The organism is Pedobacter antarcticus (genome assembly GCF_900112985.1).
GTDB classification, from domain to species: Bacteria; Bacteroidota; Bacteroidia; order Sphingobacteriales; family Sphingobacteriaceae; genus Pedobacter; species Pedobacter antarcticus.
On the sequence record NZ_FONS01000003.1, the window covers coordinates 444,219 to 462,835 of the forward strand.

An 18,617-nucleotide genomic window follows, 5' to 3' on the forward strand; every position below is an offset into this window, starting at 1 on the left:
CTAACTAATTAAACCCTGAAGGTTTTAGGGGAAGATCCCGTTTGCCTTTTAAAAAAATGGTTAAAGTGAGTAGTGTTAGTGAAGCCCAGACTATAACTTATTTCTGAAATGTTATACTGACTGTGCTTTAATAATATTCTTGCCTCAACCGCCATCTTCTCTGAAATATGCTGGGATGTGGTTTTTCCTGTAGTAAGTTTTAAAACGCGGTTAAGATGATTTACATGAACGTTTAACTTTTGCGCATAATCACCGGGCGACCTCATTTCAAAGCGCAGTTTGAATGGTGGTTCTATTGGAAACTGACGTTCCAAAAGTTCTGTGAATACTGCTGTTAGCCGGACATTTGCGTCTACATGTTCAAGTGCACTATGCCCCGGCGTAAGCTTTAAAGCCATATGTAAGAGTTCTGCGATATGTTGCCTGATCAGGTCATGTTTAAAAATATAGTCAGAAGCGAGTTCCTGTTGCATTTCTTCAAAATGCATAGCGACTTTTTTCTCTTGCGCATCGTCTAAAGCAAAAGCACCGTTATGCGTACGGCTGAAAAATGGAAAATCTTTGATGTTCCTCCTAAAATATTCGCTAAAATATCTTTCCCTGAAAATGAAATACCGGCTGTTTTTTTCGCAGTAGTTCGGGCTTTCGATAGTATAGGGTATTTCTGGACTAAAGAAGACCATTGTTGGCCCATTCACTTCGTAACTTCTGTCACTGTGATGAATGATGTGGTGTCCGGTAGTATAAGTTACTTTAAAATAATCGCGACGCCTGTATCTGATATTTTTCTCAAGACAGTCGGCAAAAGTCAATAAGTTAAACTGAACTTCATCCGACGACAGAGAACAGACATCGCGTTTAAGTTTTTCCTCAAAAAAATCTTCGAGGGTTTCCCGTTGTTTCATAAGGCATTGATATTACGTATTATTCAGGTGGCAATTTAGTTACGGATACCTGTTTGCAAAACATTGTAATCAAGAATTTTTAACATCCGGACGTCTGCCAGTTTTACGCCTGGGCGTATCTATAAAACACTAATAATCAACAAGTAATTTAGTGATTTCTTAGTATAAACAGGAACAACTGGTTTTAACTAATTCAGATTATTATCTGGAGCAAATTACAGATATAATGCTTACTCAATTCATATTGATAAATGTTTATAGCCACTAGTGTAAATACAAACTAAATCTTTAATAGAATATTTGATTCTATCAATAAATTGTTTGAATCAGACAATATTATAATTTTTACCGGTGTAGGTTGATGGGTAAATTGCATAATATTTAAACATCATACTTATGAAAAACGACTTAATGCCCATTACGGACATCTGGGCGAAAACATTCCAAATGTGCTGGGTAACCAATGATTTTGACAAGGCTAAAGATTTATTAAAGGCAAAATTTGACATTCCAAAATTCATGGTAATACGTGACCTTGTACCAATTGACCAGGTCTTTGAAGGACAAACCACAACCGATTGCAAATTCCATGCGGCCTGGGCAAATGGCGGTAACTTCGATCTGGAGATTATCCAGCCAACAGGAGGTCCGCTTTTAGAGTTTTATGGTGAAAAATTATCAAAGGATAAATTTGATTTGCAATTTCACCATGTTGGAGTGCGTTACGATGATGATTTAGACGGTTATAACAATGCTATAGCGGCACTTGAGTCCAAAGGTTTTGAAGTGAGAATGTCAGCCGGGATAAAAGATTTAACCAAGTATTGTTATGTCGACATGCGCGAAATGCTAGGTCATTACCTGGAGATCATTTATTTCAATAAAGCAGGTGTTGACCTGATGGCGACCTTGGTCACCAACGATTTTGACGGCGAATAATAAAAGATACTGCCTGAATTCGAAAACTTATCGAAGACATATTGAAGAACCAGTTTTTATCTTTTTTATTTTCTCAGAAATTTTCACTGGCCGTTACTAATTTGACATTATCATTGTTCCCCATTTTGATAATAAAAATACCCGGAAACTAGGGTACGCAAGGGTGTGAACTCTGTATTCCCGAAAAATGACCGTTTTTTTTAGGGCTTTCGAATAAAGATATTCATATAGGCGAATGAATAAGAAAATCATTTTATTCTTCTTTCACTCATCTGAAAAAACTCTAAAGATTAAACCAGTAAACATGTAACCAGTTATACATTTATTTTATACATTTGTATAACCAGTTATATATTTTATGATTAAGAATGACTTTTTATCGGAGATCAAATATGCAGGGTTAACCAGCAGACTGAAAAGGCTTAGTGACTTGCTCTTATATAGCACTAAAGATTTCTATAAATCTGTAGGCGTAGATATTGAACCTAATTGGCACCTTATTTTTTTATTGCTAAAAGAACATGAGGCATTGAATATTAAAGAAATTTCAGACCGAGTACAGTTATCCCATCCTGCTATTATAAAAATCCTCAATAATATGAAGCAGAAGGGATATGTAGTGGCTAAAACAGACGATATAGATTCCCGAAAACAAATTCTGACTCTTTCTGCAAAAGCATATGATGCATTGCCATTATTAGAGGAGTATTGGGAAGCATGTATTCAAACTATGAAAGAAGTTTTAGAAGACAGCCCCGAATTTCTAACTGCATTGGGTAGTATTGAACAAAAGTTTAAAGAAAGCAGCTATAAAGACAGAACGTTAAGAAACTTAAAAACTAACTAAGACATCATGATTAAAGTATTCATAGCGGGAGGAACGGGCTGGGCCGGCTCCGAACTAAGCAAAGGGGTGTTCAGGCATCCAAATATGCAATTGACAGGTGTGTTATCCCGTACTCATGCGGGCAAAAATCTAGCAGAAATTCTTGATTTAGGCGAAGCACATATTCCAATTTTTGATAATATTGAAACAGCACTTAATGAGATCGAATTTGACGTTCTTGTAGAATATACCAAACCGGAGGCCGCTAAAATCAATATAGCAGCAGCAATAAAGAAAGGGAAAAGCGTAGTTATAGGAACGTCAGGATTGACTGCCGATGACTATTTAAAGATTAAGAAAGCAACTGAAGAAAATAATACTTCTGTATTGGCCGTAGGAAATTTTGCAATTACTGTTGTCCTATTGCAGAAATTTGCGGAAATCGCAGCCAATTATATCCCTAATTTCGAAATTCTTGATTATGCCCACGAAGACAAAATTGATTCTCCAAGCGGTACGGCGAGGGAATTAGCACATCGTTTATCTGAAAAACGCAGACCGAATGTCCATGTTTCCGAAGACAAATTGGTTGGAGAGAAAGCAAGCCGGGGCGCTGATCTGGACGGAGTGCAAGTGCATTCCATCAGGCTTCCAGGGCATGTTATATCCATTGAAGCTATTTTTGGATTAAAAGATGAAAAATTAACTATAAGACATGATTCGGGTGCCGGTGCAGAACCTTATGTGAAAGGTGCACTAATTGCAATTGAAAAAGTTAGCACTTTCAAAGGCTTTAAAAGAGGACTTGATTCAGTAATGGATTTAAAATTATAGAATTAAGATTAAACTAATCTAGCTAGGGCGATATAAATGAATAAATACGCATTAATGGTTTTGGGCGGTGCTATGAGCTTTGGTATACTCACATCCTTTGTAAAGCTAGCTTACAACCGTGGATTTAATGCCGCTGAAATTTCTTTTATCCAGGCATTTCTTGGAGCAGTTGTTCTATGGGTAATCGTTTGCCTTTCGAAAAGAAATCCTGTTAAAAGAATTGAACTTCCTAAGTTGCTTTTCACCGGTGCTGCGATTGGTATTTCGACCTTTTTATATTATGTATCTGTCAAATACATTCCGGCTTCCGTTGCTATTGTAATACTAATGCAGTTTACCTGGTTGAGTTTACTTATTGAATGGGTTATTTTCAAAAAACAACCAACTGTATTAGAAATCACAATAACCATTATTATTCTACTAGGAACAATGTTTGCAAGTGGATTGGCAACTCAGCAGGATGTTACATTGTCCATATTAGGGGTTTTATATGTTTCTGCAGCTTCTTTAATTTATGCTGTATATATCGTTGCTAATAGCCGGTTCGGAAAACAGATCAGCTGGAAAAATAAAAGTGCCTGGGTCATGACAGGCTCAGCAATTTCTATATTATTACTCAACTTTGCAACCTTAGTATCTGATAATCATTTTGGAATGGAACTATTAGGATGGGGGTTTTTCCTGGCATTTTTTGGTACAATCCTGCCCCCCGTCTTATTTGCAATTGGCATGCCTAAAATTGGAGCACCGACAAGTGGACTTTTAATGACCGTTGAGCTACCGGTAGCTATCCTAGCGGCTCATTTAATTTTGGGAGAGAATATTTCCATTAAGCAACTGATAGGTATAACAGTTATGCTTTCTGCAATTATCTGGATGAATTTTGTGAAACAGAACAGATTGAAAAACAACCTACAGAATTCATCGTCATCTGATCAGGCAGTTTAATTATCCTTTATTACCTTCTATTTTGGCAATCGCTTGCGATCAGAATCATCATCATATAATCATTCCACTAATCAAAATTTCTTTGTCTTGATTAGTGGAATTTTTTGATAATAAAAATACCAGGAAATAGGTAAGGCAAGGGTTGTAAAACGGGAAGCATTAATCTTTCGCATTAAAACAAGCTCAGCAGCTGCAATTCAAAATTAATTTTGGATTCTTGTAATTTTTGTTCCTATCATTTGACTTATTGCATAAATAAAGACTAAATGATTATGGAAACGACAGACATTTTAGATGACTTACAAAAAAAATCGGCTTATTGGAGTAACTCTAATAAGACTACATTCCAGATGCTGAAGGGGCTGACTATCCCCTTTTTATTGCTGATGATAGTCAAAATATCTTTTATGCCCAATAAAATCAGTTCTGATGGAGCGGCTCTATCTAATGTAGCTACATCAGCGGCTTATATGGCAGTTATAGTGATTTATTGCCTTGTAACTGTACGGGTATTAAAACGGCAATTGCAGATATTTACGCTAGACAACAATGGGAATCTGAAAGAAAAGCTTACCAATACGATCATCGACTTTAAAAAATTTTATGTTACATTTAATCTCACTTACCTGTTCCTTTATCCCATATTTTATTATGCGGTAATTAAGTTAATGATTATTAACGGGGCCACTTCCCTGGATAATACATTGCTAATCTGTGGGCTATTAACTATCGCCTCACTAGCATTGGGACATCTATATTACAAAATACAGTATTTAAGTAAAATAAAACTCCTGGAAGCTCACTTAAAACAATTGGAAGAGGACGGTTATAATTTTCCTAATACCCTGTAAAGCGTAAACAAACTGGAAGCTATAACAAGTGATCCAACTGCGATTAGCATCACCTTAGAATTCAGTTTTCCTGCAAGTCTTGCTGCAATGGGAGCAGCAAGCAAACCACCTATAATCAGGCCGGCAATAGTCTGGATATGACTGGTTCCAAGTAATAAAAAGAAAGTAAGTGCGCTACCTAAGGTGACAAAGAACTCTGTCAAACTTACGGTACCAATGATATACCTGGGGGTTTTACCTTTTGCGATCAACGTACTCGTAACGAGTGGCCCCCACCCGCCGCCGCCAAAAGAATCCAGAAATCCTCCAGCTCCTGCAAGCCAACCTGCATTTTTCACCTTTCTTGAAGCTTGCTTTTTCTTGAATGCATTAAACAATATCCTTGCACCCAGCAATAAAGTATAAACTGACAGCACTGGCCGCAGCCAACTTCCATAAGTCTCTCCTAAATATACCAGCAAGGTTGCTCCGATGATCGCACCGAGTACGCCCGGTACCAAAAGAGTCTTAAATAATTTTTTATTGATGTTTCCGAACTTATAGTGGCTGAATCCAGAGGCTCCACTGGAAAACATCTCTGCAGTATGTATACTTCCGCTGATCGCTGCAGGATTTACACCTGTAGATAACAGTACAGTAGTAGAGATGACCCCGTACCCCATTCCTAAGGCGCCGTCAACCATCTGTGCAACAAAACCAGCAAGGAGCATCCAGCCGAAACCCGCTTGAAGATTTAGGCCCAAATAAACAGATTTTGACAGGTCGAAGAGGTTAGTCAGTGGATAAATTGATGCGATCACATGACCAACAAAGATAAAACCCAGCGCAAATAAACATCTGCTCGCGACTCTTTTCCAATATAAACCAGCCGATCTACTTGATTTCCCATCATCATTAACATCAATATCGTTTTTTAACGGTGCAGCTGCTTTCGGCTCAGTTTCTAATGTATTCATTCGCTTAAAAGTGGGTAAGATCAGTATCGAATGAGATGAGGAAACCTTAAGACTTCAATACCAGCGCATTCAATGAAAGCAAATATATAAATAAAGAATACTAATACAGTAGACTTTATTTATATCATCTCTATCTGCCAGGTTTAAAAGTGGTAAAATGGTTAGAAGCCGCTCTTCTCAATTCTTTTTACCAAATGGTAAATTCATCCAAATTTTGTTTCCTTAACTTGCAGCTATGCAGGAGTTGACAGATTATATTTTACAGATCGGTAATATTAACAAACAACAAATCGAACTTGTTGAATCGAAAACTGCTATTTTAGACCTTAAAAAAGACGCCTATTTTTCCGAAGCAGGATTAATTCCAAAACGGGTTGGCTTTGTTTTAGAGGGAGTAATGCGGGGTTGCTATTACAACAACAAAGGCGAAGAAATTACCCGTTGTTTTATTGGCAAAGGCAACCTTGTGGTTGATTATCCGAACTTTGAAGCAAATACAGCTTCATCAGAGTATCTGCAAGCCTGTACTGACTGCAAAATAATAGTTTTCTCAAAAACAGATTGGGAAGAGCTCTCTAATACAATTGTTGGCTGGGACGTAATTAAAAATAAGATGGTTCAGCAGTGTTTGTATCAAAAGTCCAGAAAGAGCCCCGTGATTTCACAAGATGCGACAACACGTTACCTGGCATTTCTGAAAAACTATCCGTCATTCGCGAATCGTATCCCTTTGGCTTATATAGCCTCATTTTTGGGTGTCACGCAACAATCATTAAGCAGAATAAGAAAAAACATTCGCTAGACCAGTTTTTACCATATGGTAAATGATGTCTCTTCCATAAACATCAGTTTTGTATTATACAAAAAACGAAAAGATGAAGTCGGTATTAATTACAGGAGCCAATAAAGGAATTGGTTTAGAAACAGCAAAGGAACTCTCCAAAGAAGGACTGTTCATTTATCTGGGAAGCAGGGATCTTGAAAAAGGAAATGACATTGTGGAAGAATTGAGTAAAAATGGCTACGAAAATATCAAAGCGATCGAAATTGATGTTACCCAACCAAACACCATTTTATCTGCAAAAAAGATTATCGAAGAAGAACAGGGACATCTGGACATTCTAATAAACAATGCAGGTATCAGCGGAATCGTCACACAAAGCGCACTCGAAACTTCGGCGGAGAATTATAGCGAAGTATTTGACGTCAATGTATATGGTGTGGTGCGCGTCACCCAATCTTTCATTGAATTATTGAAAAAATCGACTGAACCCAGAATAGTAAATGTAAGTACCAGTGTAGGGTCTCTGACACTGCAAAGCGATCCGCATTGGCCTGCGTATGATTACGGAAAATATGTTATTTATGCATCCTCGAAAGCAGCAATGAATATGTACACTGTTCACCTGGCTTATGAGTTACGTGCCACAGCTTTTAAAATAAACGCAGTGTGTCCTGGTTATACAAAAACCGACTTCACTAATTACAAAGGAGGCGAAGTTAAAGACGCGGCCAAACGTATCATTAAATATGCGCTGCTGGATCATAATGGTCCAACCGGAAAATTTTTCAGTGAGGAAAGTAACCCGGAAACTGGAGAAATAGCCTGGTAACACGGCAAAAAAGACTTAACAGCAAACATTAAAGTTTATCCACGTAGTACTTATTTACGTAGTCGGTATAAAACTTTAATGTTTCCTTTTTAAAGTATTTCTCTAAGAGCGCCTGTTTTTCTTCATTCCCGGCCTGCTTATATGACAAGATAAATTGATGTAGAGCGTCACCTGCCCTTTCCCACTCCTTCACTAACGAAATCACGTTTTCCTTGTAAGACTGAGATGCATTCAAGTTAGCTCCCATTTCCAAAGCGAGATCGTTGACAGAAGATGCTAAAATTGATGAAGAATTCTGGTCGTCATCCGGATAAGTTTTAGCATACCAGCCAAATACAGGAATTTTACCCTCCCAGGAACAACTAGTTTGGGTTAAAAATGCAAAAATAAAGGGCTTAATCTCCACTACTCTATCCAGAATTATAGCGGTATCCTTGACACGTCCGATAAGATTGAAATAAGCAGGATAGTCTATAGAATAATCATTTATTAGCGTGAAGTCTATTATCCAGCTTTTCTCAAACAATTCGTTTCTATAATACATTTCGCTAATGAGCATTTCGCATTGAAACCTCAGGTTTTCATACAGTGGAGTTCCTTTGCTCTTGCTGTATAAAGTGTATACTTCGTCTAAATATACCAATGCATAACCAGACAAGATTATTTTATATCCTAAGGCTTCAAATTCATTGTGAATTTCGTTTTCCATTGTTATTCCTAATATAATCAATAATTACATGTAACAATCGGTTAGCCACACAATAATCACCTGGTTGCATATCAGACCAAATCTGTTTCCATTTCAAAATCACACTTTAAACAGTTTAAACTACGATTATCTGATTTTTTCGTCAAAAACCCACTAGATTTGATAAATAAGGGCATTTTAGTACATTTGAGATAAACCAAAACCATTGATTATGTACCAACTTACAGTAGCTCCGGATCAGGTAAATGAAACCCTAGGCCAGCATATTTTAGCAGATGGATATGAATTAACCTATGATATGGTTCAAAGCCAGGGCGCTTATATCTACGACTCCAGAAAGAACAGGAAATTACTGGATTTCTTTACTTGTTTCGCATCCGTTCCATTAGGATATAATCACCCGAAAATGATCAATGATGAAGCTTTCAAAGATAACCTGCTTCAGGCTGCTTTGGCAAATCCATCAAATTCCGATGTTTATACACAGCAGTACGCACAATTTGTAAAAACATTCGGTGAGATTGGCATCCCTGACTATTTGCCGCATGCTTTTTTCATTGCAGGTGGTGGTCTTGCTATCGAAAACGCACTTAAAGTGGCAATGGACTGGAAAGTACAGAAGAACTTCGCCAAAGGATATAAAGAAGAGAAAGGTTTTAAAGTTCTGCACTTTGAACATGCTTTTCATGGACGTACCGGTTATACTTTAAGCCTCACTAATACTTCTCCGGATAAGACCAAATGGTTTGCCAAATTTGACTGGCCGAGAGTGAGTACCCCTGTGGTTAAGTTTCCGCTGGAGAAGGAGAATCTGGATACGGCAATACAGACCGAAGAAACTTCCATTCAGCAGGTTAAAGATGCTTTTGCAAAATATAAAGATGAAATTTGTGCGATTATTATCGAACCCGTTCAATCCGAAGGCGGAGACAATCATTTACGTGAAGAGTTTTTGATTCAGTTACGTGAATTAGCCGATGAGAATGAAGCCTTTTTAATCTATGATGAAGTACAGACGGGCGTCGGACTTACGGGTAAATTCTGGTGTCACCAGCATTTCAGCGAAAAAGCGAGACCCGACATCCTGGCATTTGGAAAGAAAATGCAGGTCTGCGGGATTCTGGTTGGTAATAAAGTCGATGAAGTAGAACGCAATGTGTTTCGGGTATCCTCAAGAATCAATTCCACCTGGGGTGGTAATCTTGTCGATATGGTCCGGGCCACACAGATCCTGCAAATTGTAAAAGAAGACGACCTGTGTGCGAAAGCGGCAAAAAGCGGACGTTATTTACAAGACCGTTTACACGATTTATCTGCCAAATTCGGCCAGATGACTAATATCCGTGGAAAAGGCTTGTTAACAGCCTTCGATTTTCCGGATACAGAAATGCGTAATACTTTCATTAAAAAAGGAATGGATAATAATGTGATGTTTTTAGGTTGCGGCTCCCATACCATTCGCTTCCGTCCGGCGTTGATTATTGAAAATTCCCATATTGACGAAGGAGTTGAGGTGATGACAAAAATTTTAAACACATTCTGATAAATGAAAACCAGCAAAACGAATATTTTCCTGATCCTGCTTTCCGTGGTCCTTTTTGGCTGGTTGCTAAAAGGCACTTTTTTTCAACCTGGTGCAGATGACCTGAAGGCGGGATTTACAGAAAAAGCAAAATACAGAAATGAAAATAATACCGGCCCTATACAATACGTATTTTCTGTAACAGTGAAGGATTCCATCTGGAAGGATATGGAGATATTCGGTAACTTTAAACCTCACCATAAAGGGGGTGTAACTAAAGTTTATTTTTTTATGGAAGGCAGTAAATTTCCTACTGACCTAAGCCCGGGTAATGTAAATTTTGACCCTGCATATAATGCCTCCTGTGTCGCTGTCTACGAGAAGAGCCCAATCGGCAATGTAAGCCTGATTAAATATCCGTTCAGGAACCAAAGTTAGTTTTCTGGAAATACAACTTGCTGAAAGCCCCTATTTTTCTTTTGTTACGGAAGGTAGGGGTTTTCCGGTTTCAGCTTGTTTTGCTTATCCATTCCTGAAATGAGTTTACATAAGAAAGTTTTTCATCGCAGAAAAATGAGTAAAGAAAACGAACGTCCAATTAAAGGAAGAGTATGGTACAGATCTTAAAAAAAAGCTGCTATCAAGTGATCCTGAAACTTAAGGGTACGCGCAAATATTATAGTATTGATAACCTTTGCGCGTCATTTGGTTATACCCGACAGGCTTGGTATAGTCATTTAAGAAGTGTTCGACTACACTTTATAGAGGAGCAGATTGTGCTGGAGAGAATCATAGATATTAGAAAAGAACTTTCTAAAACTGGCTGCATTAAGCTTTACAAAGAGCTGAATAATGGTTTCCTGCAAGGCCATGGGATATCGATGGGCATCCAGTATAGGGCACTTTGATGTTAAAAGCATATTGAGAGGGTATTGATACGGTATTGAGTCGGTGTTGATATACCCGCTAACCGACTCAACACCGTATCAACACCCGCTCAACACCGTATCAACGAAAACGATCATAAGACCTAGTGTATAACTTTTTCAGTCAGGAAAAACTTGATGATAAATTGCATGATTTTTCAAACGCATTTTGCCACCTTATAGATTTTAATTCTTACAAAACGACCGTTATTTAATAATTACACATCAAGTTTCCAAAATCTCATTGTTATACTCAATCAGGGCACTGGAACGTTCTCGTCAAATACTACTATATTGAAAATTAATCTCATAGTTTCCTGTGACAAGGAGATATTGAAGATCAAAAAATTAGTAAAGTATATCGTCATGAATTCATCAATTATAAATAAATTAATTAAAGGTCAAGTGTCTGGTGTAGATGTCCAGAAAAATATTGAGATGGAAGTTGATGACTATTTGCGGTTGATGAAAAAGGTCGGAGCAACTGTAAACTTGCATTTTCATGAGGATGAAAGAATATTGCTCGACAGCAATGCCGCCATTAAATTGTTAAGTGAAGTCTTGATCGGAAATATTTCTTCACCCGCCTTAGCTTATATTTGTGATTGCTTTACCTTAAGTGAAAGGATCGAGTTTCAAAATGAGTTAATAAAAGACATTGTTTTTGAAATCGCGGATCCAGAGATCAATGGAGGGTATAAGTCTAAAGCGGAAATTGAGGATTTTCTGCATAACTTAATTCCTAATATTTAATTGCAAATATTTAGCGTTGATTAAAATTCCACCGTATAATGATACTTCTGCTTTTGAGAAAAACCATAGTAATAATATTCTTTATTAGCCCTAAATATAATCTTAAGATGCAAAATATGTCGGAATCAAACACAAGCTAAGGCTATCTAAAAACAGTTAATCAATTTTGCTTACAACTTGATCTGTGTTTCGGTTAGATGATGCCCCTAACTTTTTGATTAAATTTGCAACTTTAGTATTATGATTTGTTAATGCGAAATCTAGAGGCGTCCAACCGTAAATATCAACTGGGTTAACATTACATTCTTTTTCCGCGAGAAAGGATACAACTTCATATCTGAGAAATGTTACCGCGTGGAAGAAAGCCGTTCGGTTTCTTAAATCTCTAATTTCCTTATTAGCTCCGGCGTCAATTAGTGCTTTCACTACTTGAAGATGCCCTTTACGGCAGGCCCAAATTAGTGGCGTGAATTGATACTGATCCTTCCCGTTAACCAATGTACTATCTTGTATTAGTATTATAACTCTGTCGATATCACCTTTACTCGATGCCCGAATTAATCTAATAATAGATTTATTAATATCATGTGTTTCAGGCTGCAGCATATGTTTATCGCTTAGAGAGGAATAGTGTAGCTTTTATCAAAAATAACTCAAATTAGCCATCATTACAACAAAAGTAATATTAGTAAAATTGGGTTTTTTGTGTATTGCCTAGTTTTCGATCACTATTCCCTCCTTTTTTGATAATTTTTCTCTACCATAAACTGATGCCTTTAAAAAAATCAAACCTATCCTCACTAACCCTGAAATATCTTTTCTCTTTTTGCCGATTATCATAAACCTATTCCGTAAACCGAAATGTTTTTTATATTTTGATTAATGAGTTTTTGATAATAAAAATTATATGAAAATAGGCTACGCAAGGGTAAGGACTGCAGATCAAAATTTAGATCTTCAATTTCAGAGATAGCCAAAAGATTACATCTACCAATTGCTACATGTTACCGTTACATAAAGATTGCAAATAAAGTGCTGAAATAAATCGGTCCCTTCAATATAAAAAGCTATTTAACAATTGGATATAGCGACAATAATAATTACTTTTGATAAAAATGTCGCAACATGGATTTAGCTCACAAAAAAAAAATACGCACTCCTGGAATTAGCGACCTACTTGGTGGGGCATTATCGTTGGGTATTTCGATAAAGAACTATTACGACCTCATATTACTCTCAAGAACTGGCATAAGTAAGGCTTCAGCGGAGTCGGTAATCAGTTTTACGGGGATGTCCAAAAAACGCTTCGTAGAGGATATTTTGAACTTATCAATAAAAACGCTTGAAAGGAAACAAGCCGACGATAAACTCGATAAAAGGACATCATCTTTGGTAATCGAGGTTGCAAGGGTTCTGGAGCATACCTATCAAGTATTTGATGATAAGGAAAAAGTCCAAAGATGGCTTTCTAAACCTAACAATGCGCTTCATGGCGAAACCCCCTTATCTCTTTTTTCTACTCCGACAGGAATAGGTATGGTCGAAGATGTCTTGACACGGATAGAGGAAGGGGTCTACTCCTAGGTGCATGTTTATAGAATAGTAAAGTCCGAAAAAAGGATTAAAGACTTATCCGGCATGGGAGCCTTCCGAGCGGGTGGACGATGGAACGATAAGGGGACTTATGTACTTTACACCTCCGAAAACTCGTCCTTGGCATTTTTGGAAAATCTTGTACACTTTGATCTGGAAGAAACTCCAGAGGATCTATATATTATAGAAATTAGTGTTAACAAAGACGATTTGATATATCAAATTCCCGAGTCTGACTATCCAAAAGATTGGCTCGATAAAGATAACTTAGCATGTAAAATTATAGGAGACCAACTATTTTCCGATCATAAATTATTCGGAATTAAGGTTAAGTCGGCGGTCAATCAATCAGAGTATAACATATTATTGGATCCTCTATTCCCCGGATATCACGATCTGATTGAGGTAATTAACGTGATTAAGATACCCGTTGATAGACGTCTAATTTAAAATCTGTTTTATATCAGTGTTTTTTTTTAAGCATTAACAATAAAAAGTAGATCTATACTCTATCAATTAATGAGGGAATAGTTAGAGATGTACCGGCAAAAAAAAGGGCTGATCTATGAAATACAGATCAGCCCTTCAGCAAAAATATTATTATGATTATTTGATCAGCTCAGCAAGCTTGGCATGCAATTCTTCACCCCTCAGGTTCGCTGCAACGATCTTACCCGCAGGGTCGATCAGGAAGTTCTGAGGAATCGCTTTAACGCCGTAGAGCTGCGCTGCTTCGTTATCCCAGTATTTCAGATCGGATACCTGTGTCCAGGTTAATCCATCTTTCTGAATAGCGCCTAACCAGGCTTCTTTGCTACCCGGACGATCCAGGGAGACACCTAAAACGGTGAAGCCCTTATCTTTGAATTTATTATACGCCGCAACTACATTCGGGTTTTCATGGCGGCATGGAGCACACCAGGAAGCCCAAAAATCGAGCAGTACATATTTTCCACGGAAGCTGGATAAGCTAACCGGTTTATCATTCACATCATTCTGTGTAAAATCAGGTGCAGTTACGCCTACCGAAGTAGATCTGGCTGCATCAATTTGTTTAGCGAAATCAAGACCAGCCTGAGAGTTTCTTACATCTTCGGATAAACCTTTAAATACCGGTTCAACTTCTGCCACATTGATTGGCTGTCCGGTTACTTCACGCAACGCAAGTAAACTAAAAAAGGAATTCGGATTAGCTTTGATGTAAGCTCTCTGAACCACTTTCATATCTTCTTCTGCTTTCTCGAAACGTGCGCCCATTGCATTCCGGTAAGCCTCATCTTTTTGCTTCTCTTCCGGAGATGAGGTGAACTCAGCGTCAACAGCTTTCATCACGCTTAAAGGAGCTTCAATAGCTTTCAAATAAACCTTATTCTCGTCATTCAGCTTCGAACCTGTTACAGTTACATTTTTTACTGAATCTTTCGAAGCAATGCTGATATTGGCTGCCTCCAGATATACGATAGCATTATCTGCAGAGCGGTCCAGCTGTTGTAGGCCAACTCCTTTATGGTCAATAATAATCCGGGCCATCGTCGGTCCGTTTACCTTGCCGCTGAACGCAAAAGATCCTTTGGAGATAATTGCAGAATCTATAACAGGAGCTCCCTCATTGATATAAGTCAGGTATGCTTTGGCAGGTGCGTTTAAAGTACCTAGTTTGCCATTCAGTTTGAATTCGCCCTGCTGCGCAAATGCAAAAGCCGGAGCGGTCAGTAATAGCGATAAAAAAAGTTTATTCATCAGGTTTGTAAAATTATTCCGGAGGATTAAAAACATATTCCGGATTATATATATAAATAACGATAATGCAAGGTATAAATTACTGACGGCAAAATTGTCTTTGCTGCTTGATAAGCCTGTTATATAATATATACGTTACTATACAAACGCAGAAAACCCGGTAATTGCCCTGCCCACAATTAATGAATTAATCTCTTTGGTTCCTTCATAGGAATAGATGGCTTCGGCATCAGCAACAAACCTCGCCACATCATATTCCAGCAATATTCCGTTTCCACCCATTACTTCTCTGGCTCTGCTTACCACATCGCGTGTTCGTAATGAGCAAAAGACTTTGGCGAGCGAAGCATGTTCGTCGGTTAATAAACCCTGATCCTGTAACTGGGAAAGACGGAAACACAAAGTTTGCATAGCCGTGAGGTTGGAAAGCATTTCGACCAGATGATTCTGGATAAGCTGAAAAGAGGCAATCGGTTTACCAAACTGCTTTCTGGTACGGGTATAAGCCAATGCACTTTCGTATGCTCCTCTCGCACAACCTACGGCCTGCCATGCCACCCCAGCCCTGGTCATTCGCAGCACCTTGGCTGTATCCTTAAAGGAATTCGCACCCTGCAGCCTGTCTGCTTCTTCGACAACGCAGTTTTCTAGTGTAATGAGCCCATTTTGCACAATCCTCAAGGCCATTTTATCTTCCATTTTTTTAACAGTGAAGCCCGGGTTTCCTTTTCTGACCAAAAATCCTTTCACCTGATTATCATCAAGATCTTTCGCCCAAATGATCAGTACGTCCGCAAAGGTTGCATTTCCAATCCATTTCTTCTGACCGTTTAATACCCAACTATCTCCCTGGCGTTTTGCAGTGGTCGTTAATCCTCCGGCAGTAGCAGAGCCGACTTCAGGTTCAGTCAGACCGAATGACCCTATTTTCTTGAACTGCTGCAGGTCTGGCAACCATTCCTGTTTTTGCGCTTCGGAACCCAGCAGGTAGATTGATCCCATTACCAGGCCACTCTGCACACCAAAAAAAGTGGACATAGAGGTATCTACCCGGGCCATTTCCATAGCGAGCATTCCTTCCAGTAAATTAGATTTACCGGGGCAGCCATATCCCTGGTAGGTTAGGCCGCAAATATTAAGTTCTGCAATTTTAGGAACCAGCTCATGCGGGAATTCCGCACGAAGCCAGTAGGCATTGACAACAGGTTTAACCTCTTTTTCCAGAAAGGCCCTTACTTTTAGCTGAACTTCCCGGTCACTTTCATCCAGTGCAGCAGCACCCAAATGATAAAAATCACCATTGATCGGGGGAAGTTCTTTTTTATGATTGCCTGAACTGACCATTTTCATCAGGCCTGCAAGCTTTGTTTCATCCAGACCGGCAACGGCCTTGACGAGTTTACTGAGATCGGTTTTTTGAGAAAGCGCCTGAAGCTGGTCGAAGTCTACACTCTGAAAAAGCGTATAAGCATTTCTAATTTTGGAGAATATTCCTGACATAATCTGCTGTTTATAAAGAATAAACAGCAGATTGGCTTTTTTGTTCCCTACCGGAGCTGGAAGAGGTTATCTGTACCCAGTAATTTACGGGATGTAAATCCTTCTCCATAGGTTGTACCAATGGCTTTTCCAAACTCTCTCGCCCTTCCTATAACAGACTCGAAAAATTCAGGAGATGAAATATAGGTAGCCGGCCCGCCCGCCACCTCGGCATTGAAAAACTGGGTCTTAAAGGCCTGTATGGATTTAATTTTAGCTTCCATATATGGGGTGATATCAACAATGATATCTGGTTTAATATACCTGTCCTGAATATACTGAAAAACCAGTCTCGGTCTCCAGGCTTCCTGAACAATACCATCTAAACTGGTCTCTACTTTGGGCAATCCGGAAAGGAAACAACTCGTTTCAGAAAGGTCTCCGGCCCGGCCATGATCGGGGTGGCGGTCATGCAGTGCATTGCTCAATACTATTTCTGGCTGGTACTTGCGAATCATTTTAACGACTTCGAGCTGATGGGCTTCGTCATTCTGAAAGAAACCGTCACGAAAACGGAGATTTTCCCTCGCATGCAGTCCTAATATTTTTGCTGAATCTGCAGCTTCCTGATCTCTTGTCTCTGCAGTTCCACGGGTACCCAGCTCACCTCGCGTGAAATCTACAATGCCAACTTTCTTTCCTTCGGCAATATGTCTCATTATCGTTCCTGAACAGCCTAATTCCGCATCATCGGGATGGACTGCCAAGACTAGTATATCTAATTTCATGTGTGTATATATTTATCTGGTTGATTTGGTATGAAGCAAATTCAGAGCAGACGTTGTATTTTTTTTCTGACTTTGGACGACATGGGTTTGGTAAAGGGGTAGAAATAATCTACAACCTCTCCGTCCTTGTTGACCAGATATTTATGAAAGTTCCAGCGGGGAGTGGATTTGATTTTGCCGTTAAGGTCTTTATCACTTAAAAATTTATAGAGGGGATGTGCATGTTCTCCACGGATCCGCATTTTATTAAAAACAGGAAATTTAACGCCGTAATTAACTTCACAGAATTCGTTTATAGCCTCCCCTTCCAATGGCTCCTGTCCGCCAAAATCGTTGGAAGGAAAACCCAATACCTCGAACTCCTCACCGTTTAGACTTTCTTTTAACTCCTGAAGTTCTTTAAGTTGTGGTGCAAACCCGCATCCGGAAGCGATATTTACAATCAATAAAACTTTACCCTGGTAGTCGGCCAGTTGTTGATCCTGTCCGTTAATTAATTTGGCGTTAAACTGATGTATACTCTGAAGATTATCTGTCATGCTTTACTGATACTGATGGTAGTAACCCGAAGAGTGAATGATGGATTCGATATCCCGTTCTTCTTCTGGATTATAAGTGCTTTTTAAATTATGTCCAACCACCCTTGCCACCGACTGGTATATAAAGGCTTTTACACCTCCCTGTGTTTCTTTTACGATCTCGAACGTTGTCCTGCCGACCTCACGGTCAATTAATTTGGTTAAAATCTGGCCCTGCGTAATAGTCAGTTCTTTAATTTCTGTTTTGAACATCTTTTTAATCTCTGCATCGCATTCTTTAACCAGTTTCTTCTGTTCTCTACGATCTGTAGTAACAGCCAGGTCTCTTTCGAGCTTTTCATATCTGCGTTTGGCAAAAAGTGCATAAGGCATTACCTTGAGTACATTGTACCGCAAGCGATTATAAGCTGCGCGGTCTTGTGGTGTCTTAAACACCCGTACTCCATAGATAACGATCTCATGTAATGGTATCCAAGGTATCATTTCACCCTGATCATTGGTGGAAGCTACTCTGATAGTATCATTTCTGCCCAATAAAGGGAACTTCGCAGGAGCGGAATTTTCCTGTGCCCTAGCGCCCTGAACGGCAATAATGACAAATAACAGAATAAAAGACCTGTAAAATTTCATAAATTTATACTCCCGCAAATCTAAAGCAAATTTAATACATTAGGTTTACCATTAAACCTAATATAG

At 38.7% G+C, this 18,617-nt stretch carries 22 protein-coding genes; 13 read left to right on the forward strand and 9 right to left on the reverse strand.

The features are described from left to right. Positions 1-8: 8 nt before the first annotated feature. Positions 9-905 (reverse strand): helix-turn-helix domain-containing protein, encoded by an 897-nt coding sequence (locus BM192_RS09495; protein WP_037442749.1) that lies wholly within the window; start codon positions 903-905, stop codon positions 9-11. A gap of 396 nt (positions 906-1,301) precedes the next feature. Here BM192_RS09495 and BM192_RS09500 point away from each other — a divergent pair, with 396 nt between their 5' ends. The 5 genes from BM192_RS09500 to BM192_RS09520 all read left to right on the forward strand — a co-directional run bounded on the left by BM192_RS09500 (position 1,302) and on the right by BM192_RS09520 (position 5,303). After that, positions 1,302-1,844 (forward strand): VOC family protein, encoded by a 543-nt coding sequence (locus BM192_RS09500; RefSeq protein WP_037442751.1) that lies wholly within the window; start codon positions 1,302-1,304, stop codon positions 1,842-1,844. Between the two features lie 358 nt (positions 1,845-2,202). Next, positions 2,203-2,691 carry a MarR family winged helix-turn-helix transcriptional regulator gene (locus tag BM192_RS09505; protein WP_051760072.1) on the forward strand — a complete coding sequence of 163 codons (489 nt, stop codon included), beginning with the start codon at positions 2,203-2,205 and terminating at the stop codon, positions 2,689-2,691. 6 nt (positions 2,692-2,697) lie between these two features. After that, positions 2,698-3,504, forward strand: coding sequence for a 4-hydroxy-tetrahydrodipicolinate reductase (dapB, locus tag BM192_RS09510; RefSeq protein WP_170844852.1), 807 nt, complete (start codon positions 2,698-2,700; stop codon positions 3,502-3,504). A gap of 36 nt (positions 3,505-3,540) precedes the next feature. Further along, positions 3,541-4,452 (forward strand): EamA family transporter, encoded by a 912-nt coding sequence (locus BM192_RS09515; protein WP_037442755.1) that lies wholly within the window; start codon positions 3,541-3,543, stop codon positions 4,450-4,452. A gap of 272 nt (positions 4,453-4,724) precedes the next feature. Then, positions 4,725-5,303 carry a hypothetical protein gene (locus BM192_RS09520; RefSeq protein WP_139218424.1) on the forward strand — a complete coding sequence of 193 codons (579 nt, stop codon included), beginning with the start codon at positions 4,725-4,727 and terminating at the stop codon, positions 5,301-5,303. Here BM192_RS09520 and BM192_RS09525 read toward each other — a convergent pair. After that, positions 5,279-6,259: a sulfite exporter TauE/SafE family protein gene (locus tag BM192_RS09525; protein WP_037442759.1), complete on the reverse strand. Its 981-nt coding sequence runs from the start codon at positions 6,257-6,259 to the stop codon at positions 5,279-5,281. The genes BM192_RS09520 and BM192_RS09525 overlap by 25 nt on opposite strands. 235 nt (positions 6,260-6,494) lie before the next feature. On the opposite strand from BM192_RS09525, the gene BM192_RS09530 reads away from it, so the two are divergent. Both BM192_RS09530 and BM192_RS09535 read left to right on the forward strand, forming a co-directional pair. After that, positions 6,495-7,061, forward strand: a complete 567-nt coding sequence (locus BM192_RS09530; RefSeq protein WP_037442761.1) for a Crp/Fnr family transcriptional regulator — start codon at positions 6,495-6,497, stop codon at positions 7,059-7,061. A 73-nt stretch (positions 7,062-7,134) separates the two neighbouring features. Then, positions 7,135-7,872, forward strand: coding sequence for an SDR family oxidoreductase (locus tag BM192_RS09535; protein ID WP_037442763.1), 738 nt, complete (start codon positions 7,135-7,137; stop codon positions 7,870-7,872). Positions 7,873-7,900: 28 nt separating this feature from the next. On the opposite strand, the gene BM192_RS09540 is transcribed toward BM192_RS09535, so the two are convergent. Beyond that, complete coding sequence (locus tag BM192_RS09540) at positions 7,901-8,581, reverse strand: hypothetical protein (protein ID WP_037442765.1); 681 nt, start codon at positions 8,579-8,581, stop codon at positions 7,901-7,903. 211 nt (positions 8,582-8,792) lie between these two features. On the opposite strand from BM192_RS09540, the gene lat reads away from it, so the two are divergent. The 4 genes from lat to BM192_RS09560 all read left to right on the forward strand — a co-directional run bounded on the left by lat (position 8,793) and on the right by BM192_RS09560 (position 11,782). After that, complete coding sequence (gene lat / locus BM192_RS09545; protein ID WP_037442766.1) at positions 8,793-10,124, forward strand: L-lysine 6-transaminase; 1,332 nt, start codon at positions 8,793-8,795, stop codon at positions 10,122-10,124. 3 nt (positions 10,125-10,127) lie between these two features. Next, positions 10,128-10,541, forward strand: a complete 414-nt coding sequence (locus BM192_RS09550; protein ID WP_037442767.1) for a hypothetical protein — start codon at positions 10,128-10,130, stop codon at positions 10,539-10,541. 173 nt (positions 10,542-10,714) lie between these two features. After that, positions 10,715-11,011: a hypothetical protein gene (locus tag BM192_RS09555; RefSeq protein ID WP_037442768.1), complete on the forward strand. Its 297-nt coding sequence runs from the start codon at positions 10,715-10,717 to the stop codon at positions 11,009-11,011. A gap of 384 nt (positions 11,012-11,395) precedes the next feature. Continuing rightward, positions 11,396-11,782 carry a hypothetical protein gene (locus BM192_RS09560; RefSeq protein WP_037442769.1) on the forward strand — a complete coding sequence of 129 codons (387 nt, stop codon included), beginning with the start codon at positions 11,396-11,398 and terminating at the stop codon, positions 11,780-11,782. Positions 11,783-11,938: 156 nt separating this feature from the next. On the opposite strand, the gene BM192_RS09565 is transcribed toward BM192_RS09560, so the two are convergent. Further along, positions 11,939-12,388 (reverse strand): ankyrin repeat domain-containing protein, encoded by a 450-nt coding sequence (locus BM192_RS09565; protein WP_037442770.1) that lies wholly within the window; start codon positions 12,386-12,388, stop codon positions 11,939-11,941. 519 nt (positions 12,389-12,907) lie between these two features. Between BM192_RS09565 and parS the strand changes: the two genes are divergently transcribed. Further along, complete coding sequence (gene parS / locus BM192_RS09570) at positions 12,908-13,366, forward strand: type II RES/Xre toxin-antitoxin system antitoxin (RefSeq protein ID WP_074590268.1); 459 nt, start codon at positions 12,908-12,910, stop codon at positions 13,364-13,366. Beyond that, complete coding sequence (locus tag BM192_RS09575) at positions 13,367-13,825, forward strand: RES family NAD+ phosphorylase (protein ID WP_037442771.1); 459 nt, start codon at positions 13,367-13,369, stop codon at positions 13,823-13,825. Positions 13,826-13,981: 156 nt separating this feature from the next. Here BM192_RS09575 and BM192_RS09580 read toward each other — a convergent pair whose 3' ends face one another. From BM192_RS09580 to BM192_RS09600, 5 genes are all read right to left on the reverse strand, one after another. After that, on the reverse strand, positions 13,982-15,115 hold the full coding sequence (locus tag BM192_RS09580) for a TlpA disulfide reductase family protein (protein WP_037442796.1): 1,134 nt from the start codon (positions 15,113-15,115) through the stop codon (positions 13,982-13,984). Between the two features lie 138 nt (positions 15,116-15,253). Continuing rightward, positions 15,254-16,615, reverse strand: a complete 1,362-nt coding sequence (locus tag BM192_RS09585; protein ID WP_037442772.1) for an acyl-CoA dehydrogenase family protein — start codon at positions 16,613-16,615, stop codon at positions 15,254-15,256. 47 nt (positions 16,616-16,662) lie between these two features. Further along, on the reverse strand, positions 16,663-17,382 hold the full coding sequence (gene bshB1, locus BM192_RS09590) for a bacillithiol biosynthesis deacetylase BshB1 (protein ID WP_037442773.1): 720 nt from the start codon (positions 17,380-17,382) through the stop codon (positions 16,663-16,665). Positions 17,383-17,423: 41 nt separating this feature from the next. Then, complete coding sequence (locus BM192_RS09595) at positions 17,424-17,921, reverse strand: glutathione peroxidase (RefSeq protein WP_037442774.1); 498 nt, start codon at positions 17,919-17,921, stop codon at positions 17,424-17,426. A gap of 3 nt (positions 17,922-17,924) precedes the next feature. Continuing rightward, complete coding sequence (locus BM192_RS09600; RefSeq protein WP_037442776.1) at positions 17,925-18,551, reverse strand: DUF4294 domain-containing protein; 627 nt, start codon at positions 18,549-18,551, stop codon at positions 17,925-17,927. Between the last annotated feature and the right edge of the window lie 66 nt (positions 18,552-18,617).